We start from the raw sequence: 18,638 nt of genomic DNA on the forward strand, positions 1-18,638 counted from the left end.
ATTCGTTATAGCTGGATTAGCTGTTTGACATCGCTTTTTTTAAATCATAGCATGCCCGACATGCACAATCTCCGTGTCAAACGAATGCTTTCCATCCACTTTACCGATGCGAGCAGCACATGAACAAACCCGTTCTTGCCACGATTGCCCTATCGGTTCTCACGGCGCTTATTTTCATTTTTTACTGGAAAAACGAGGACTCGGCACCAGCCTTCGTCGAAACCGGTCGGCAATCTTCCGAAGAACGACAAAACGATGGTCGCCGCGGCGCCTTGGTCGACCAGATCGTCTTTACCCAGCAAGGTGATATCGGACAGGTGGTCAACCTGATCGAAAGCGGCAGCCATCATATTTTCACGCAGGCTATCACCAGCACCACGGTTTTTCAGCGTCTTCGCGATTCGAAAAACGCCGACTACGATATTTCCTACGGCAGCTCGGTGGAACTGACCCTCAATCCGACAGGTCCGCATTTCGCCAATGGCGAACTCAATCCCTTTCATGTTCCGGCGATACGCGAAGCCCTCAATCAACTGATCAACCGCCGCTATATTGCCGAAGAAATCTACGGCGGATTGGCTGTCCCACGTTTTCTCCCACTGAGCACCGCATTTCCGGACTATGCGCATTTGGCCGACGTTGCCAGAGCTTTAGAACTGCGTTATCAACACGATCCCGAAGCCGCCAAACACATCATCGATAGGGAAATGCAGTCTTTGGGCGCTCAATTCGAACAAGGCCGCTGGTGGTATCAAGACCGGCCGGTACGTTTGCGTCTATTGATCCGAACCGAAGATGCACGCAAAAATATCGGCGACTATATTGGCGCGCTGCTCGAGAATCTCGGGTTCGAAATCAGCTACCTCTATCGCACCGCCGGCGAAGCTTCACGCATTTGGCTTGCCGGCGATCCCCATGCCGGCCATTGGCATCTGTACACTGGCGGTTGGGTTGCCAGCCGGATCGAGCGCGATCTAACCGATAATTTCAGCTACTATTACACCTCCAAAGGCCGCGCCGACCCTTTATGGCAGGCTTATCGCCCTTCGGCCGAATTCGACGAGATTGCCGATCGTTTGCAACGCCGCGATTACCGCACTTGGCCTGAGCGTCGGGCTTTAATGAGCCGGGCATTGCAATTAGCGCTGGAAGATTCTGTACGGGTATGGCTGGTGGATCAAATCAATGCCTGGCCCCGGGCTCATAATGTGAGATTGGCGGTCGATCTAGCCGGCGGTGTTTCCGCCTCTGCACTGTGGCCCTATACCTTACGATTCGACGATCAAGTCGGCGGAAACATGGTCATCGGCTCGCCCGGCTTGTTAACCGAACCTTGGAATCCAGTCGCCGGCAGTAACTGGATCTTCGACCAAAAAATCATCCGCGCCCTGCAAGACCCGCCTTTGTTGCCGGACCCATTTACCGGTCTGTATTGGCCCCAGCATATCCAGTCGGCCGACGTCACAGTCCAATATGGCGTACCATTGATCATCAGTCACGATTGGCTGACGATACACCGAGCCGAAACCATAAACGTTCCCGGCAATGCCTGGATTGACTGGAATAGTCATGACATGCGCTTCATCACGGTCGCCGAAAAATACCCCGATGGCCTTGAGGCACGCGGCCGCATTCGTATTCGATATAAAGATGATTATTGGCAACGGCGCTGGCATGACGGAACTACGTTATCCCTGGCCGACTTACTGCTGCCTTGGATTCTTAGCTTCGAACGGGCCGATCCGAATAGTCCGTTATACGACAGCGCCCATGTGCCCAATTTCGAATCCTTTCAGGGTCATTTCCGTGGATGGCGTATCGTCTCGAAACAACCGCTGATCATCGACATCTATAGCGATCAAATCCATCCCGACGCCGAGGTTACGGTTGCCGACAAGAGCCCTAGCGTCTTACCTTGGCATACCTTGGCTCTGGGCATTTTAGCCGAACAAAACGAGCGTCTGGCCTTTTCCTCGCACAAAGCCGACCATCTGCAAATCGACTGGTTGAGCCTGGTGTCCGGCCCTAGCTTGCCGATCATGCAACAATTGCTCGAGTCGGCTAGGCTTGAAGGTTTTATTCCTTTTACCTCGCTGCTGAAACACTACTTGAGTCCCGACGAAGTAGAAACGCGTTACAAAGCACTAAGCGACTGGTATGCCGAACGCGGTCATTTTTGGATCGGCAATGGGCCTTTTTATCTGCATTCGGTGCATCCGCTCGAAGGCAGCATCGTGCTGCGCCGTAACGAAGATTTTCCGGACCCCGCCGACAAATGGCTGCGCTTCGCTCAACCGGAAATCCCCGAATTAGTCATGGGCGGTCCGATCCTCGTTAAAGCCGGTCAGCCTGCGACATTCGACTTGCAAGTCACATTTCAAGGAAAGCCCTATCCGCAGGACGCCATCGACGAAGTCATCTTTTTATTGTTTGACGGCGATGGCAAACTTTCGCTTAAAGGTAAGGCTGAACCGTCCGAGAACGGCATTTGGCGAGTGACTTTGACGACAAGGCAAATTTCTCGACTCGGTGCTGGCGCCAATAGTCTGGAACTGGCGGTTAAATCCAACCGTATCGCGCTGCCGTCGTTCGCCTCTCACGGCTTCGCAACCTTACCCGCCGACGAATCGATTCCCGAAGGTATCGAACCATGAAACTTAGCCAAGACCCAAGTATTCCGAAGAAAGCTGAGGGATTGCTTCGCGATCTCAAACTGATGCTGTTGTTGACCGGCAAACGCATTATTGCGTTGGTGCTAATGGTTTTGATCGGCGTCTATCTCACCATATTGATTGCCAACATGGGAGGGCGCGTGGACGAATTGCGCCTGGTGCAAATCCGTAGCGAAATTTCCGAAGCCGTGCGCGGCGACTTGTCTTTCCGCGAACTCGACAGCGCGGAGCGTAATCAACTGATACAACGCCGCGTAGACTTGGAAGTTCAAAGACTTAACCTGGACCGACCTTTTCTGCTGCGTAGTTTCAGTTATCTTTACCGCGCGATGCGCCTAGATCTAGGGCGCGCCGAACAGATGCACAGCGACAAGGGCTCGCGCGAAGTCCATGCCATCATCCTCGAGCGCTTGCCGGCCACCTTGCTGCTGTTCGGCACGGCCAATCTGTTGATTTTTTTCTTGTCCGTCTATATCGCCTTATGGCTGTCCCGGCACTACGGCAGTTTCATGGATCGCATCGTCATTGTTTTGGCTCCGACTTCAGCGGCACCGGCTTGGTTTTATGGCATCTTTTTGATTCTATGCTTTGCTTTCCTTTTACCGATTCTGCCTGCCGGCGGCATGGTGCAAGCACCGCCGCCGGAAAACAATTGGAACTATACGCTCAGTGTGTTGAAACACATGGCTTTGCCGGTTCTGGCCATGCTGCTGTCGCAAATTTTCATTTCAATCTATTCCTGGCGAACCTTCTTTTTAATTCACTCCAGCGAAGATTACGTGGAAATGGCCAGAGCAAAAGGCCTGCCTTCCCGGATGATCGAGCGTCGCTATATCTTGCGGCCGACGCTCGCGCCGGTCATTACTAGTTTCATGCTAATGCTGATCAGCATGTGGAGCGGCGCAATCATTTTAGAACGAACCTTCAGTTGGCCGGGTCTCGGCACTTTGATCTTTCAAGCTATCGGCCATCATGATACGCCGGTCATCATCGGTTCGGTGGTGATCTTCGCATATTTGCTGGCCTTCTCCATCCTGGTGCTGGACATCGTGTACGGCATCGTCGATCCGCGCGTACGTATTGGAGCCTCCCGATGAGATACTGGAGCGAACGACTGTGGGAACTGCGCCGTTATCCTTCCGCGTTACTCGGCATGGCGATCATTTTCTGTTTAGTCGGTTTATCGATTGTTACGGTTATCGCAATACCCTATGACGAAGCCCTCGATCGTTGGCGCGGAGGCGACTATTGGCGCATGCATCCGCGAAATGCCGAACCGGTATGGCTGGATCGACTGAAAGGCGGTAATAAGCCTAAAACGTTGATTATTTCCAGCCATGACGCCGAAACCGAATCGGTGACTTTCTCCGGCGGTCGACGCTTGAGAATACCCTTACATTTCGACTATGATTTTTCCGCGTTTCCGAGTGAAATCAACTTGTTTCTGAAGTCGGAAAAGCACACCCGGGAACCCTTTGCCCGACTGACTTGGCATACCCCCGACGGGCGCGAAATACCCTTAGGAGGACGTCGTATCACGGCCAACGACCGTTTTTCGCTATCCCAGGATTGGGCATTGGAACGCCGTCTGGGCCAACTCCCCCATGTGGGTTTGCTGGCGCGGCCCGATACCGATTCCCCTGAAGTTTTGTCCGGACGCTACACGCTGGTCTTGGATGCCGTATTATTCGACGAAGCCGCCGAAATCACCGCCGAACTGGTTGTTTATGGGCGCGTTCACGGCCTCGCCGGTACTGATCATCAGCGCCGCGATTTGCTACTCGCGCTGCTGTGGGGTACGCCGATCGCGCTGGCTTTCGGCCTCTTGGCGGCTGTCGGCACGACGCTGACGACCTTAGTGATCGCAGCGGCCGGCGTCTGGTTCGGCGGGCGCCTCGATGCCACCATCCAACGACTCACCGAAATCAACATGATTTTACCGCTTTTGCCGATACTGGTCATGGTCGGAACGCTCTATTCAACCAGCATTTGGCTAATGCTGGGCGTCGTGGTGCTGCTCGGCATCTTCAGCGCCAGCGCCAAAATGTACCGGGCAATGCTGCTGCCGATACGCGAGTCTCCGTACATTCAGGCCGCGCAAGCCTACGGCGCCAGCGATAGCCGCATCATTTTGCATTACTTGGTCCCGCGCATTCTGCCGGTGCTGATTCCTACCTTCGTAACGCTGATCCCGGCCTTCGTTTTTCTGGAGGCCTCGTTGGCGGTGCTAGGGCTCGGCGATCCGGTGCTGCCGACTTGGGGCAAGGTGCTCAATGACGCGCAAAACGAAAGCGCTCTGTACAATCACTATTATTATTGGGTGCTGGCTCCGGCTTTGCTGCTGATGCTGACAGGTCTGGGTTTTGCCTTGCTCGGTTTTGCGCTGGATCGCGTGTTCAACCCCAGGCTACGGCGGATCTAATGATGACAGAACCCCTGCTCAAAGTAGAAGATCTGAGGCTTGCCTATCAAACCGAACGCGGCGTCGTCACTGCAGTAGACGGCTTGAACTTCGAAATCCGGCGTAATGAAGCGCTAGTGGTGCTTGGCGAGTCGGGCTGTGGCAAAAGCTCGTTGGCCAAGGCCCTGTTGCGGGTACTGCCGCGCAATGTCTATCAATATTCGGGCCGAGTGCTGCTTGACGGTGTCGACATCATGGCCCTAAATCCCGAGCACTTTCGCAGGGACGTTCAATGGCTGCGTATTTCTCTAGTGATGCAGGCTTCGATGAACGCCTTGAATCCGGTCGTGCGAGTCGGCGAGCAAGTTGCCGAACCGTTGTGGGTGCATCGCGGCTGGTCCCGAAATAAAGCTATGGCCCGTGCCGGTGAAGTGTTCGAGCTGGTAGGCGTCTCCGGCGATTTTCTGAAGCGCTATCCTTTCGAACTTTCCGGAGGCATGCGCCAACGGGTAGTGCTGGCGATGGCCTTGGTCGCGGAGCCGGAACTGGTGATCATGGACGAGCCGACTTCGGCGTTGGACGTTCTGACGCAGGCCGGCATCATGAATCGATTGAAACGCATCAAGCGGGAACTAGGCACCAGCTTCATGCTGATTACTCACGACATCGCCACATCCAGCGAAATCGCCGATCGTGTCGCGCTGATGTATGCAGGACAGATCGTGGAACTTAGCAGTGCCGCGCAGTTTTTTTCTAAACCGGCCCATCCTTACGGAAAACTGTTGATGGATAGTGTCCCGCACCTACATCAGACCCGGCAACCCGGTCACATTCCAGGTCAACCGCCGAACCTGATGCTACTGCCTTCGGGCTGCCGTTTCGCCGATCGCTGTCCGGCCCGATTCGACCGCTGCGATGAAAACCCTATGCCGATAGCCTTATCGGAACGAAACCAAGTCCGTTGTTGGCTTTATGCGGACCCTACCGAAACAACCAAGCCTCGGGAGTTGGTTAATACTCCGACTTCCGTTTTGGAAACACAGCTGTTAAGCAAAGAAATTTTGGTTACTGCACAAGACCTGCATACCTGGTTCGAATTGAAGCAATGGGGATTTATCCGGGCGGGCTATGTCCGCGCGGTGAATGGCGTAAATTTCCATCTCTATCGCGGCGAGGCGGTTGCCTTCGTCGGCGAAAGCGGTTGCGGCAAAAGCTCCTTGGCGCGCACCTTACTCGGTCTGCATAAGCCGACTCAAGGCGAAGTCGTCTTCGAAGGCCGCCATATGCATGACTTAAATAAGCATGAACTCAAGCAATACCGGGCGCGTGTCGGCTATGTGCAGCAAGACCCTTTCGGCGCGCTGCCGCCCTTCATGACAATCCGTCGCGCCTTGAGCGAGCCGCTGATCATTCACGGCTTAAGCGACCCGAAGGAACGTGAAGCACGCATTCGCGCTGCACTGGAGGAAGTGCGCCTGTCGCCGGCCGACGATTATTTGCCGAAGTTTCCGCACATGCTCAGCGGCGGTCAGCAACAGCGGGTCGTCATTGCCCGGTCGTTGATTTTACAACCGGCGATGATCATCGCCGACGAGCCAGTCTCGATGTTGGACGCCTCGGTACGCGTCGAGATCCTACGTCTGCTGCGAACGATACAAAACAAGCGCGAGCTGACGCTTGCCTTCATCACACACGATTTATCCACCGTGCGGCATTTCGCCGACCGCATTTTCGTCATGTACGGAGGCCGCATCGTCGAAGCAGCCACTGTCGACGATCTGCTCGATTTTCCTCAGCATCCCTATACGCAAGCCTTGCTGGCTGCCACCGCCGACCCCGATGCCGAGAATGCCGCTCAAGAACGCGAACTACCGGGCGGCGAACCGCCCAGTCTGTTGCACCCGCCGCCGGGTTGCCACTTTCATCCACGCTGCCCGCATGCCATCAAAGGGCTGTGCGATGTAGAAGAACCGCCGGAACTCGAACCTCGCACCGGGCACTATTCGGCGTGTTGGTTGCATGAAGAAAAATAATGCTGCAATACTGTTTGAGTTTAATTCCTCAAGCGAACACTAATAGCCTAAGCTATCGAAAAAACCATTTTTAATTAATTGCTGTGTTTCCGGTTTTTAAACTCAAAATATTTTCCTGATTACTTAGAACGTTCAGCCAATTTGACTTGACTCAGGGCGCCCGCCTGGGTCCCGTTAGGCCGCGCCGAGCACTGGCGATTTTGCCGAGAATAGCCCGCTAGGGGAGCGGCAGGGATGCCGCTCGTTTTCGGAGGGCTAAGGATAGCCCTTCCGAAAACCCTCGGCAAAATCGTCAGCGCGCAGGATGCAGCGGCCTCCGGGTGTCTTTTCTTTTGGATACTTTTCTTTGGACAAGCAAAGAAAAGTATCGCGGTTGTCGGTCCGCGAACCGACTCCATATAAGCGTCGCGATAGCGACACAAAACCTACTTCGGACTTCAAATAGGCTGAAGCTTATACGTAATCAGGAATATTTTTGAAATTGTTGGTTCATAGGCTACTAATCGCCAGGTGTAGGGTGCGCATCGCGCACCTGGGTCGGGCTCTTGACGGTTCGGTACCGTGGAAAGGTGCGCGATGCGCGCCCTACAAGATTGCACTTACTCTTCCCAAGCCCGACCGTCACGCGCCAACAATGCGACCGACGCGACCGGCCCCCAACTTCCTGCGGAATAGGGTTTTGGCGCAATTTTTCTACGCGCCCAAGCATCTTGTATCGAATCGACCCATGCCCAAGCCTGTTCGATTTCCTGCCGACTCAGGAACAAGGTCGGATCGCCGCGCATCGCTTCCAAAATCAGCCGCTCGTAACCGCCGAAAAACGGACTGTTTTTGAACGTTTCAGAAAAGCTCAAATCGAGTTTATTCTGTTGTAACGTGATACTGCCGCCTATACCGGGTACCTTATTGAGCATTTCGATTTCCACGCCTTCTTTCGGCTGTAAATGAATGATCAACTTATTCGGCGGCAATTCGCGGTAACTGTCCTTGAAGATATTGTGCGGCAAGCGCTTGAAATAAACGACGATTTCGGTGCGCTTATTTTGCATGCGCTTTCCGGTACGCAGATATATCGGTACGCCGGCCCAGCGCCAATTATCGATATCGACGCGCACCGCGACGAAGCTTTCGGTGGTACTCTCCTTATCGGCACCTTCCTCCTCGGTATAGCCCGGCACGGCTTGTCCTTTCATGTAACCGGCGGTGTATTGCCCTCGCACGGTCACTTCTTCGACATTGTCGGCGGTAATCGGACGCAAGGCTTTCAACACCTTGATTTTCTCGCTATGAATGCTTTCGGCTTCCAGCGACGCGGGTGGTTCCATTGTGATAAAGGTCAGGATCTGCAATAAATGATTTTGCAGCATATCCCGTAGTTGCCCGGTTTTATCGAAATACTCCCAACGGCCCTCGATTCCGACTTCCTCGCCAACGGTAATTTGAATGTGATCGATGGTATTGTGATTCCAATTGGTCGTAAAAATCGAATTGGCAAACCGTAAGGCCAACAGATTCAGAACCGTTTCCTTTCCTAAATAATGATCGATACGGAATACCTGATCCTCGTTAAACACTTCAGCAACGGCATCGTTGATTTCCCGATTGGATTTCAGATCGTTGCCGATCGGTTTTTCCATCACCACTCGCGATTCTCGAGTCAAAATTTTCGCTTTATCGAGACCCTGGCAAATATTTTTGAACAAAAACGGCGCAACGGCTAAATAATTGACCAGTACCCTGGATTTAGAATCGATAACTGCATTCAATTGTTTATATTGATCGAGCTGAGTTAGATCGATCATGAGATATTGCATTCGAGCCGAATAACGCTGCCAGACTTCATCGTCGATCGTCTCGTTCAGATAAGACTGTAAACTTTTCCTAGCGACTTTAACGAAACCGCCCTCTTCGAGAACATGACGGTCAATACCGATGATACGAGTCTCGGGCTCGATCAATTCGGATTTTTCGAGCCTATATAACGAAATTAATAATTTGCGCGTCGATAAATCGCCTAATGCGCCATATATGACCAGGTCACACGGTTTGAATTTTTGATTTGATTTCATTGAATTTGATGAAGAATAAACCGATTTTCGGCTACTTAATTAGATTTGAAAAAAATGAAAGAAAAACTGAAACCGCTTCCCTACGTTCATTTATCTTTCCATTTGATATTGCAACCGATGCTCGGAACTTGCTGCGGATCGATGGCTTTTTCGGCCAGTAAGTTATCCAAGGCCGCGCGTAAATCGCTACCGGTCAACGGCACATCGTTTTTAGGGGTCGACCCGTCCAAGCGTCCGCGATAAACACAAGATAGGGCTGCATCGAATACATAGATATCCGGCGTGCAAACAGCTTGATAGGCTTTCGCAACAGACTGGCTTTCATCGTAAAGATAAGCGGCGAAAGGGTTGCCCCATTCCCGCATCATTGTTTGCATTTTATCCGGCGCGTCCTGCGGATAATTGACGATATCATTAGCGCTGATCGCAATCGTGCTAATGCCCTGTGCTCGATACTCCTCAGCAATGGCGATCAATTGATCTTTGACATGCAGAACATAAGGGCAATGATTACACATGAAGAGAATCACCGTACCTTTTTCACCTTTCAATTCTTGAAGGGTTTTAGTCGTTCCGGTCACGGTATCGGGTAATTCGAAATCCGGAGCACGGGTTCCTAAAGGCATCATATTAGATTCGGTCGCTGCCATTCTATACACTCCTATGTTTTGCTTGGATAATCTTAAATCATATCGAAAGCGGAATTATAAAGCCTTAACCCAAGCATGAATAGCTACGCCGCTTTGCAAATGACGGGTTTTACTTTATGACCCCTTTAGCAGGCATAGTTGAATTGTCTATGAAATATCCGGTCCTATTGGTTTTAATCCCTTCATTTAATGAAGAATCGTTCAACTTTGTTAGCTGCGGAGATGGATAACTGACACTTTTTGAGCTATCTTGGCGGCCGACGATTTCATCCCAATTCCAAAAATGACAGTAACGATGGACTATGACCCATACGAAACATTATGCCAAGACTGCAGACTAGTCGAGCTATGTCTTCCTTACGGCTTACCGAAAACCGAGCTGGAACAGTTCGAGACAATCGTAAAAAACAAAGCGCCACTGTTAACCGATCAATATCTCTATCAACAGGACGAAAAATGCCAAAGTTTATTCGTCGTTAAAACAGGATCGTTCAGAAGTTTTATATACAGTGAGGATGGCGCGGAACAAACAATTGGATTTTATTTACCCGGGGAATTAATGGGGTTTGACGCTTTTCAGCATGGGCGCTTCACAAGCTCGAGCATAGCGCTTGAAACGAGCAAGGTATGCGAATTGCCACTATCACAGCTTAATAAGTTATGCCGGTTGATTCCTAGTTTGCAATCTCAAATGCTGCGCGTTTTAGGTAAGGAAATCGAATCCGATCATAATCTGATTTTGTTATTAGGTCATCGTTCCGCCAAAGAAAAAATGGCGACCTTTCTATTAAGGCTATCGCATCGATACAATGCCTTAGGGTTTTCGAAAACCGAATTCAATTTGACGATGAAACGGCAAGATATCGCTAATTTTTTAGGTATCACTAACGAAACCGTTAGCCGCTTGCTTGCCGAACTGAACCATCAAGGAATCATTACCATCAATCGACGCAACGTCAAAATTAACAATATGGACTCTTTAAAAGTCATTGTCGAATAATTGTTATTGAACCGAAGCTACCGCATAATCCCTTAAAGAGTAGCGGAAACCTCGGTTCAACTCGCAACGGAAAGTCGTTATTTCAACATCATTTGCGCTGAATTTGCAGAGTCGGACGGCCGGCTGGGACCTTGACCGGATTCGCTGCAAGCGGCTAAAGCTGAAACTGCAATAATGGCTAAAAACAAACGGCTAATAATTTTCATAATAAACTTTTCTCAATTGTGAGTTAAAACGTATTGTTCCTTGCTCAATCGAATCGATCGATCAATAAAACTTAACACCCTTACGGGTAGAGCCATTATTGCATCATTAGTTAATCGCTGATTGATATGGATCAATTGTTAAACGCTTTTGGTCGGCTTTTGTTCCTCGGCAACACCATCTTCTACAAGCGATCCCTGCCGCCGACACCTGCCAATCGAGCAACCGAATCCTCCCTAAAATCATAGGTATCTACACAAGTACTTGCTCCTTCTCCCTTGAGGGAGAAGGTTGGGATGAGGGGTATATAAGTGGTTGTTTTACTCTCACCATCCTAATCTTCTCCAACAGCAGAGGGAGCCAGGCTAGCTTGTAACTCATTGTATTTATAATATAAAAAACTTGTGTAGATACCTATACCCTAAAATAGGGAAGTTATTTACGACCAAACCTTTAGGTCCCGGGTAGTGAAAATTCGATTTTTACACGCGATACAAAGGTTCCAACTCATTTTCTACCGGCTTATCGCTGAATTGCTCTCTAGCTTTATGCTCGGAAAAAGCCTGGAATAACTTTTTACCTTGCCAGTCTAGCCGGTCGGCACTATAAAGACATGCATTCAAGTGCATGATCTCGTCTCTTAACCTGGCCTCGCAATGATTGGCCAAGTCACCTAGACTGGCGACCTTGTATTTTTCCCGACCCCAACCGATCAAGGCATTCTTAGCCGCTTGAGAATCGTTTTCGGCACAGGCTTTTTTCAAGGATTTGACATATACAGACAAGGACTGTTGAATCGGGTCTTGCACTTTTCCTTCGGACTTTACCGGACGGCGTAAGCCAAAATAAAGTCCGGTTGCCAGCCAACCGACTGCACAAAACAGCGCCGCCCACATCCAATAATCGGATTGCCTGGATGACTGCGGTGGGCTCTTGGAACTTGCGGTTTCTGCCTGAACTTTAAACTCGGCATCCGATGCGGGGGGCGGCAACTCGTTTGCCGTCATTGCGCCTTCGGCAATCACCGTTATTTCCGGTAATTTAGCGATTTCGACTTGTCCGGTGCGGGTATTGAACCACGGTATTTCGATCGCCGGCAGTGTGTATTGGCCGGCTTTTCCGGGAATGAACGCGATTTTTTCTTCGCGTAGCGCCTTGATGCCTTCGGGACCTTTATTCTCGTTTAAAACAGGCTGATCCGGGTAAGTTTTCAGCTCGGCTTGTTTCGGCGCCTTATGCAACTCGGGCAATTGACCAACCGTCGCGCCTTGAGCGGCAATGCGTAGCGTTCGAGTGAGCGGTTCGCCGACTTTCATTCGAGCGATATCGCCGGACCATTCCTGACTCAAACTCAACTTATCGGCAGCCAACCAATGACCGCCGGTAAACGTTTCCGGTATCGGTCTTATCTCGAGCGTAACGGGTTTTGAGTTAATACGTTTCAACTGAGTACTTTGGCGATTAAAAAACCCGTTGAACCGAGGCTGGCCTCCTGTAATCACTTCGGCATCGAGTTGCAAGGGCGCTATTATCATAGTACCGCTTTGCTGCGGAAAAATCGCATATTTACGCTCGGTGACTTGATAACCGATACCGCCGATTTGAGTTGTGTAATTGCTGTCCTCGCCAAGCTTTTCGATGATGGCATTATCTAATTCCGGTTCGGATAACCGGGCTTGCGTGATCGACACTCGGCGATAGAAACGCAAGGTATAGAGAACTTGGGATTGGACATAAGGATTTTCCGGCGTGGCCTCGACTTCCAAAAACAGATCGTCATCAGCGGCCTGAATCTCACGGCTACCGGCTTCGGTCACCATCAAGGAAACTTCATTGCTACGATCTTTGCCGAAAGTAATGGCCGGTATCGTCAATTCGCCCGCGCGTTTAGCCATGACCGACAATTTCCATTGCTGCGTCTTACTGTATTGACCGTTAATGATCGATGTACTACTGCTTTGACTCCGGCCGAGTATCTCGAAATCTTTTTCGAGCGGTGCGAAGTCGGGCTGATCGTCCGGCGTTTCATCGGCAATAAAAGTAATCTGGAACGATTCGTTCAAGCCGACCGGGCTACGATCGACCGTTACATCGATGTTTGTGGCCTGTGCCTTGAAAGCCGCGAATAGACTAAACACTATCAGCATCAAGAAGCTCTCCATCGAGAGCCTTTTTTTTGTCGCTATCCTCATCGTCGTCACCAAGCTTCGTCTTGTTGCTTTTGCCGGCCGCGGCGGCCGTATTGATATTGGAATTTACGTTTCAATAAACCGGCCGGATCATCCGGAATACGTTTCAGCCATTGTTCGCTGGCTTGTTTAGCTTCATCGGCCGGCTCGGTTTCTTGGGTTGCCGCTTCTTCTTTTCCTTGATCGTCGGGCGTTTCGTCGTTTTGCTCTTGAACTTGACCTTCATCCTGTTCCGGATCGTCTTGTCCTTCTTCAATGTCTTGAGGTTCGGGCGATGAACGTTGCCGGTCTTGACCGTCCTCTTGTTCTTTTTGATCTGGGGGTTCGCCTCCGGACTCTTCCGAATGCTCGCCTTGTTCGCTTTGTTCGGACGATGGCTCGGAATCTTGCTGTTGATTCTTATCGTTTTGGCCTTGTTGCTGTTCTTGCTGTTGTTTTTCCAATTCTTTTTCGACAACGGATTTGTTGAAAGCTGCGTCTTCGTGATCAGGATCGAGCTTCAACGCTTCCTCATAGGCCGTGACGGCATCGGCCAAACGTCCCGATTGCGCTAGTGCATTGCCTCGGTTGTAATGAGTGCGCGCGCTATCGCTATCTTTGAGTGTTTCAAGAACTTGTTCGTACGATCCTGACTTATATTCGGCGACGGCCTTCCATTCAGGATCATTAAACAAACCGGCCGCTCGTTCGTAGTCTCCGGCATCAAAAGCCTGTTGCGCTTGTTGATTCGGCGTTTTCCACAAACTTTGCCAATCCTGCGCCTCGGCCCGGTTCGAAAAAGGCAAAACCAGCAGCATCGCAATCGATAATACGCCTTTTCGGAAACTCAATGCCGCCAACGGCAAAATCAGTAACAGTAGCCAAGGGCCGCGTTCCGCCCATAATTCCAGTAATAAGTCATCGTCCCCAGTATCGCTTTGAACTTGCCGGTTTTCAAATGCACTCAGCAGGGTTTCTATATCGCTGTCGTTCGGGCTGATCGTCCGGTAAATACCGTTACCGAGCGCGGCTAATTTGCTCAATGCGCCGGCATTCAATTTCGGAACGACAATGCTGCCTTGTCCGTCCTTGACGAAACCGCCGCTCGGCGCACCGATCGGCGCACCTTCGGACGTGCCGACTCCGAGTATCGATAAGGAATAAGCGCCCAGATTTTTTACCGCGGCTTCGGTTTTATCGACATCGGCGCCATCGGTTACCAAGAGAATATGGCCTTTTTGCATACCAGCTTGTTTCAGCAAATCGACCGCATGATTTAGCGCCGCAACGGAATTGCTGCCTTGTACCGGCATGATGTCGGTCGTCAATGCCGACAATTGACTGGCAATCGTTTGCGTATCGGCTGTCAACGGAGTCACGGTAAAGGCATCGCCGGCATAGACCAATAACGCGGTCTGGCCGTCCTTGCGTTGTTTCAGGATGTCGGCGATTTTGAAACGGGCGCGTTCGAGCCGGCTCGGTTTTAGGTCGGCCGCATCCATTGAGCGCGATAAATCCAAGCCGATCACCAACGCCGAATCGTCGCGGAAAACAGGGGAGGGTAAGCGTTCCCAGGTGGGTCCGGCCAAGGCGAAGATAGCAAGCAAAGCCGCCAATGCTCCGGCGGTCAAGGTCATTCTGCTGCGATTTTGTACTTTGTCCTGCAGGATATAGGGCAGCAATGGCTCGTCGCAAACCGTCGACCAATTACCCCGCTGTAGTTTATGTCTTAGCGTCAACAATAAGGCCGCAAACCAAGGTATTATCGCCAACAGCCACCACGGCCGGATAAAATGAAAGTATTGCCAGTCGCTCATGATACTCTCAATCTTGCCGTCGCGATGATGCCGGCCAAAACTAGGGAAATTGCCAGCGGCCAATGGAATAATTCGCTACGAGGCCGAAAATACTGTTTGTCTTTCTCGACCGGTTCCAGTTGATCAAGAATATCGTAGATTTGCTCAAGCTCTTCGGTGTTTCTAGCGCGAAAATAACGTCCGCCGGTTTTTTCTGCAATCTCGGTCAAGGTCTTTTCGTCTAAGTCCATCGATGGATTGACTTTACGGGAACCAAAAAAACTGCGCACTATCATTTCGTCGGCACCGATGCCGATAGCATAAATTTTTAGATCATGTTCGGCAGCCAATTCCGCCGCTTTCAACGGCGTGACTTCACCTGCGGTATTCGCGCCGTCGGTCAGCAAAATCAATACGCGGCTTGTATCATCTTGGTTTCTTAGTCTTTTAACCGCCAAACCGATCGCATCGCCGATCGCCGTCATTTCGCCGGCCAAACTAATCACCGATTCGTTTAATAAAGTTACGACCGTTTTACGGTCGAAGGTCAAAGGCACTTGTAGATAAGCCTGAGTTCCGAACAAAATTAAACCGATTCGATCGCCGGTTCGGCGCGCGATGAAATCGCCGGCGACCCATTTCGTCGCCGTGAGCCGGTCGACTCGTTGTTTGTTGATGATAAAGTCCTGTTCTTCCATGCTCCCCGATAAATCGACCGCAAGCATCAAATCACGTCCGCTGATCGTTTGTTCGACCGGTTCGCCGAGCCATTGCGGACGCATGCCGGCAAATACCAACAAGATCCAAGCTATTACCGCAATCACCAGCGGCCAGCGCGCTGATTTTATTGATGCCTGCGCTGCGCACACCGAAAAATCTTCCAAGAAAGGAACTTTCAATGCTGCTTGTTGTTGCGGCGAATCTTGCGGCAGCAACCAGCGGACCAATAAAGGCAAGGGCAGTGCCGTAATCAACCAAGGCCATTCAAAATGTATCATCGTTTGTTTTGTTTTTGAGCCTTCAGCCAACGCTCGCACAGTTCGAATAATTCCGAGACATCGGTTTCCGGAGGTAATTCATTACGGTACGGAATTTCGATCAATTGCCGGCCAATGCCGTTACTAAAGGGTTTGTCCGGCAGCGAGGCGTCCAGATAGTTCAACCAAGCTTGTCCTGTTAAACCCGCACTTTGCTCTCGCGTTGCCAAGCTAATCGTTACTCGGCGAAGCAACATCGACAGGTGACTGACCTTTTCGGCAGGATCCAGGCTCGGGTCTTGTTTTAAATCCGCCAATAATCGGCGCGCCGATTTCAGCGCGGTTTTACGAGTCAAACGCCGAATCAACCAAACCATCGACACGAGTAAAATCACAACCCCCAAAGCCGCCAACCACCAGCCGAGCGCGGGTGGCCAAAAACCGATCGGTTCCGGCAGATGAATGTCGCGTAACGGAAGCGGCTGCGGATTCATTAACGTAAACTCTGCACCGGATCTTGTACGGTGCTGCATTGAATAAAAGTCATTCGGAATTTTTTCGCAAGGTTTTCCAAATAGCGGCATCGCGCATTGAAACGTTGCTGATAATCGCTCAAACGATCCCGGTCCCGAGTATCGATGACCACATCGCGCCGGCTATCGGTCAGTCGAAAATGTCCCCCCGAAGGCAGGCTGCTTTCCAACGGATCGTAGACTTGAATCAATACGACATCGTTGTGTTGGGCGAGCCGCCTTAAATGATGTTCAGCATTGCTTTCAAGACCGCGAAAATCGCTGATGATATAAATCAAGCTGCCGGGCCTCGCGTGTTGCGACAATCTTGCCAAACCGAGTTCGAAATTGAATTCGACCGGGTGGCCTTCGCCGGTTTGCACCAGGCTGTGAAAAAACCGCAAAACCGCATGCCGGCCATGTTGCGGCTTCATCTCCATACAGGTGCTATCGGAAAAGATTTGCCCGCCGATGCGATCGCCGTGTTGCTGTGCGGTCCAAGCCAAGAGCCCGGCTAACTTGGCTGCCTGTACCGATTTGAACACGCCTCGTGTCGCAAATTGCATCGCCATGCGTTTATCGACCGCAATAAATACCGGCCGTTCCCGCTCTTCGCGAAACAACTTGGTATGGGTTTTTCCGGTACGGGCCGTCACTCGCCAATCGATGCTGCGAATATCGTCTCCAGGTTGATAAAGCCGCGCCTCATCGAATTCCATACCGCGTCCCTTCGAGCGCGATACATAGCCTCCGGTTTGCCGGGAGCGGATCGACCAACGATGCAACTTAAGCGACCCAGCCGTTTGTGCCAGATCGACCAAGCTTTTCAAACTTACCGCGACTCGTTCGTAGGCAGCTGAAGAGGGATTATCGGTTTTGTTTGACAGCATCAAGGAACAGCAATCCGGTTGATCAATTCGCGAATGAAATAATCGGGTGTAATTCCTTCGGCTTCAGCCTCATAGGATAGAATCAGGCGATGCCGCAAGACATCGAAAGCAATATCCTGGATATCCTCGGGGCCGACGAAATCGCGTTGCGCCAGCCATGCCTTTGCTCTCGCGCATCGGTCCAATGCAATACTTGCCCTTGGACTTGCGCCGTATTGCAACCACGAGGCCAAATCCTTGCCGTAGGCGCCGGGATTGCGGGTCGCCAAAACGATTTGCAGCAAATAATCTTCAAGATTATCGGCCATGTAGATAGCCAAGACTTCCTGACGGGCTGCAAATAAATTTTGTTGCTTCAACGGTGTAAAAGACTCTGTTGTACCGTTCTTAGCGTTTTTAGCTTCGTTTCTTGCGAGATGCAAAATACTTTTTTCGTGTTCGGCTTCAGGATAATCGATTTTGATATGCAATAAGAACCGGTCCAATTGCGCTTCCGGCAAGGGATAAGTGCCTTCCTGCTCAATCGGGTTTTGCGTGGCCATGACCATGAACAAGGCGGGTAGGGGATAAGTCGCGCCGCCGACGGTAATCTGCCGTTCGGCCATCGCTTCGAGCAATGCCGCCTGCACTTTGGCCGGCGAACGATTGATCTCATCGGCCAAAATCAAATTATGAAACAAAGGCCCTTTTTGAAATTCGAATGTACCTTGTTGAGGCCGGTAAATTTCGGTACCGGTCAAATCGGCAGGCAATAAATCCGGCGTAAATTGCACGCGATGAAAATCGCCTTCGATACCCTTGCTGAGTACATTGATTGCCCGTGTCTTGGCTAAGCCCGGCGCACCTTCAACAAGAATATGACCGTCGCTCAACAACGCAATCAGCATTCTTTCTATCAATACATCCTGTCCGATAATTTGCTTACCGATAAAGCTTTTTAGCTTTTGCATCGCACTTTGATTAGTAATGTCTACGCTCATGATCCTGAATGAATGAAATTTAAAATCCTAAATTTTATACTTCGCGCGGCCACATTTGCGGCTTTCTGACGCGCTCTTTTGTCCGGAAGCGGTGTTACCTACATGGAAGTAGGTAAGGGGCGTGAGCAGGAGCGGAAGCTTTGCAAAAACAGTTACATAGCTTGCTATGCGCCTGTTTTCGCGCCTTGCTACCGAACAAAATAGCATTGCCATAAAATCCGCAAACATGACCGCACGAAGTATACAAGGCATGCAGTTAATACCTTACCGAATTGCTTTAACAATT

Annotated in this window: 14 protein-coding genes; 5 read left to right on the forward strand and 9 right to left on the reverse strand. The window is 50.9% G+C overall.

The genetic code is table 11. The features are described from left to right. The first annotated feature begins 119 nt into the window (after window positions 1-119). The 4 genes from ACRJJO_RS00525 to ACRJJO_RS00540 are packed head-to-tail and all read left to right on the forward strand — an operon-like array spanning window position 120 to window position 7,106. Complete coding sequence (locus ACRJJO_RS00525) at window positions 120-2,654, forward strand: ABC transporter substrate-binding protein (RefSeq protein ID WP_431064047.1); 2,535 nt, start codon at window positions 120-122, stop codon at window positions 2,652-2,654. Then, on the forward strand, window positions 2,651-3,769 hold the full coding sequence (locus ACRJJO_RS00530) for an ABC transporter permease (RefSeq protein WP_431064048.1): 1,119 nt from the start codon (window positions 2,651-2,653) through the stop codon (window positions 3,767-3,769). Before ACRJJO_RS00525 ends, ACRJJO_RS00530 begins: the two co-directional genes overlap by 4 nt. Then, window positions 3,766-5,094, forward strand: a complete 1,329-nt coding sequence (locus ACRJJO_RS00535; protein WP_431064049.1) for an ABC transporter permease — start codon at window positions 3,766-3,768, stop codon at window positions 5,092-5,094. Before ACRJJO_RS00530 ends, ACRJJO_RS00535 begins: the two co-directional genes overlap by 4 nt. Further along, window positions 5,094-7,106: a dipeptide ABC transporter ATP-binding protein gene (locus ACRJJO_RS00540; protein WP_431064050.1), complete on the forward strand. Its 2,013-nt coding sequence runs from the start codon at window positions 5,094-5,096 to the stop codon at window positions 7,104-7,106. Before ACRJJO_RS00535 ends, ACRJJO_RS00540 begins: the two co-directional genes overlap by 1 nt. Window positions 7,107-7,705: 599 nt before the next feature. On the opposite strand, the gene zwf is transcribed toward ACRJJO_RS00540, so the two are convergent. Both zwf and ACRJJO_RS00550 read right to left on the reverse strand, forming a co-directional pair. Next, window positions 7,706-9,175, reverse strand: coding sequence for a glucose-6-phosphate dehydrogenase (gene zwf / locus ACRJJO_RS00545; RefSeq protein ID WP_431064051.1), 1,470 nt, complete (start codon window positions 9,173-9,175; stop codon window positions 7,706-7,708). 86 nt (window positions 9,176-9,261) lie between these two features. Further along, entirely contained in the window at window positions 9,262-9,825 is a 564-nt protein-coding gene (locus ACRJJO_RS00550) for a thioredoxin family protein (protein WP_431064052.1), read from the reverse strand. A 295-nt stretch (window positions 9,826-10,120) separates the two neighbouring features. On the opposite strand from ACRJJO_RS00550, the gene fnr reads away from it, so the two are divergent. Continuing rightward, window positions 10,121-10,825: a fumarate/nitrate reduction transcriptional regulator Fnr gene (gene fnr, locus ACRJJO_RS00555; RefSeq protein ID WP_431064053.1), complete on the forward strand. Its 705-nt coding sequence runs from the start codon at window positions 10,121-10,123 to the stop codon at window positions 10,823-10,825. A gap of 77 nt (window positions 10,826-10,902) precedes the next feature. On the opposite strand, the gene ACRJJO_RS00560 is transcribed toward fnr, so the two are convergent. The 7 genes from ACRJJO_RS00560 to ACRJJO_RS00590 form a co-directional block, all read right to left on the reverse strand. Then, window positions 10,903-11,031: a hypothetical protein gene (locus ACRJJO_RS00560; protein WP_404358868.1), complete on the reverse strand. Its 129-nt coding sequence runs from the start codon at window positions 11,029-11,031 to the stop codon at window positions 10,903-10,905. A gap of 480 nt (window positions 11,032-11,511) precedes the next feature. Continuing rightward, window positions 11,512-13,176 (reverse strand): BatD family protein, encoded by a 1,665-nt coding sequence (locus ACRJJO_RS00565; protein ID WP_431064054.1) that lies wholly within the window; start codon window positions 13,174-13,176, stop codon window positions 11,512-11,514. 50 nt (window positions 13,177-13,226) lie between these two features. Continuing rightward, a complete protein-coding gene (locus tag ACRJJO_RS00570) occupies window positions 13,227-15,014 on the reverse strand; it encodes a VWA domain-containing protein (RefSeq protein WP_431064055.1) in 1,788 nt (595 codons plus the stop codon). Next, window positions 15,011-15,991 (reverse strand): vWA domain-containing protein, encoded by a 981-nt coding sequence (locus ACRJJO_RS00575; protein ID WP_404358878.1) that lies wholly within the window; start codon window positions 15,989-15,991, stop codon window positions 15,011-15,013. The genes ACRJJO_RS00570 and ACRJJO_RS00575 overlap by 4 nt, the downstream gene beginning before the upstream one ends. Continuing rightward, complete coding sequence (locus ACRJJO_RS00580) at window positions 15,988-16,464, reverse strand: DUF4381 domain-containing protein (RefSeq protein ID WP_431064056.1); 477 nt, start codon at window positions 16,462-16,464, stop codon at window positions 15,988-15,990. The genes ACRJJO_RS00575 and ACRJJO_RS00580 overlap by 4 nt, the downstream gene beginning before the upstream one ends. Then, window positions 16,464-17,372 (reverse strand): DUF58 domain-containing protein, encoded by a 909-nt coding sequence (locus tag ACRJJO_RS00585; protein WP_431064057.1) that lies wholly within the window; start codon window positions 17,370-17,372, stop codon window positions 16,464-16,466. The genes ACRJJO_RS00580 and ACRJJO_RS00585 overlap by 1 nt, the downstream gene beginning before the upstream one ends. Next, window positions 17,372-18,352: an AAA family ATPase gene (locus ACRJJO_RS00590; RefSeq protein ID WP_431064058.1), complete on the reverse strand. Its 981-nt coding sequence runs from the start codon at window positions 18,350-18,352 to the stop codon at window positions 17,372-17,374. Before ACRJJO_RS00590 ends, ACRJJO_RS00585 begins: the two co-directional genes overlap by 1 nt. Between the last annotated feature and the right edge of the window lie 286 nt (window positions 18,353-18,638).

It is taken from the genome of Methylotuvimicrobium sp. (assembly GCF_050611805.1).
In the GTDB taxonomy this organism is placed as follows: domain Bacteria; phylum Pseudomonadota; class Gammaproteobacteria; order Methylococcales; family Methylomonadaceae; genus Methylotuvimicrobium.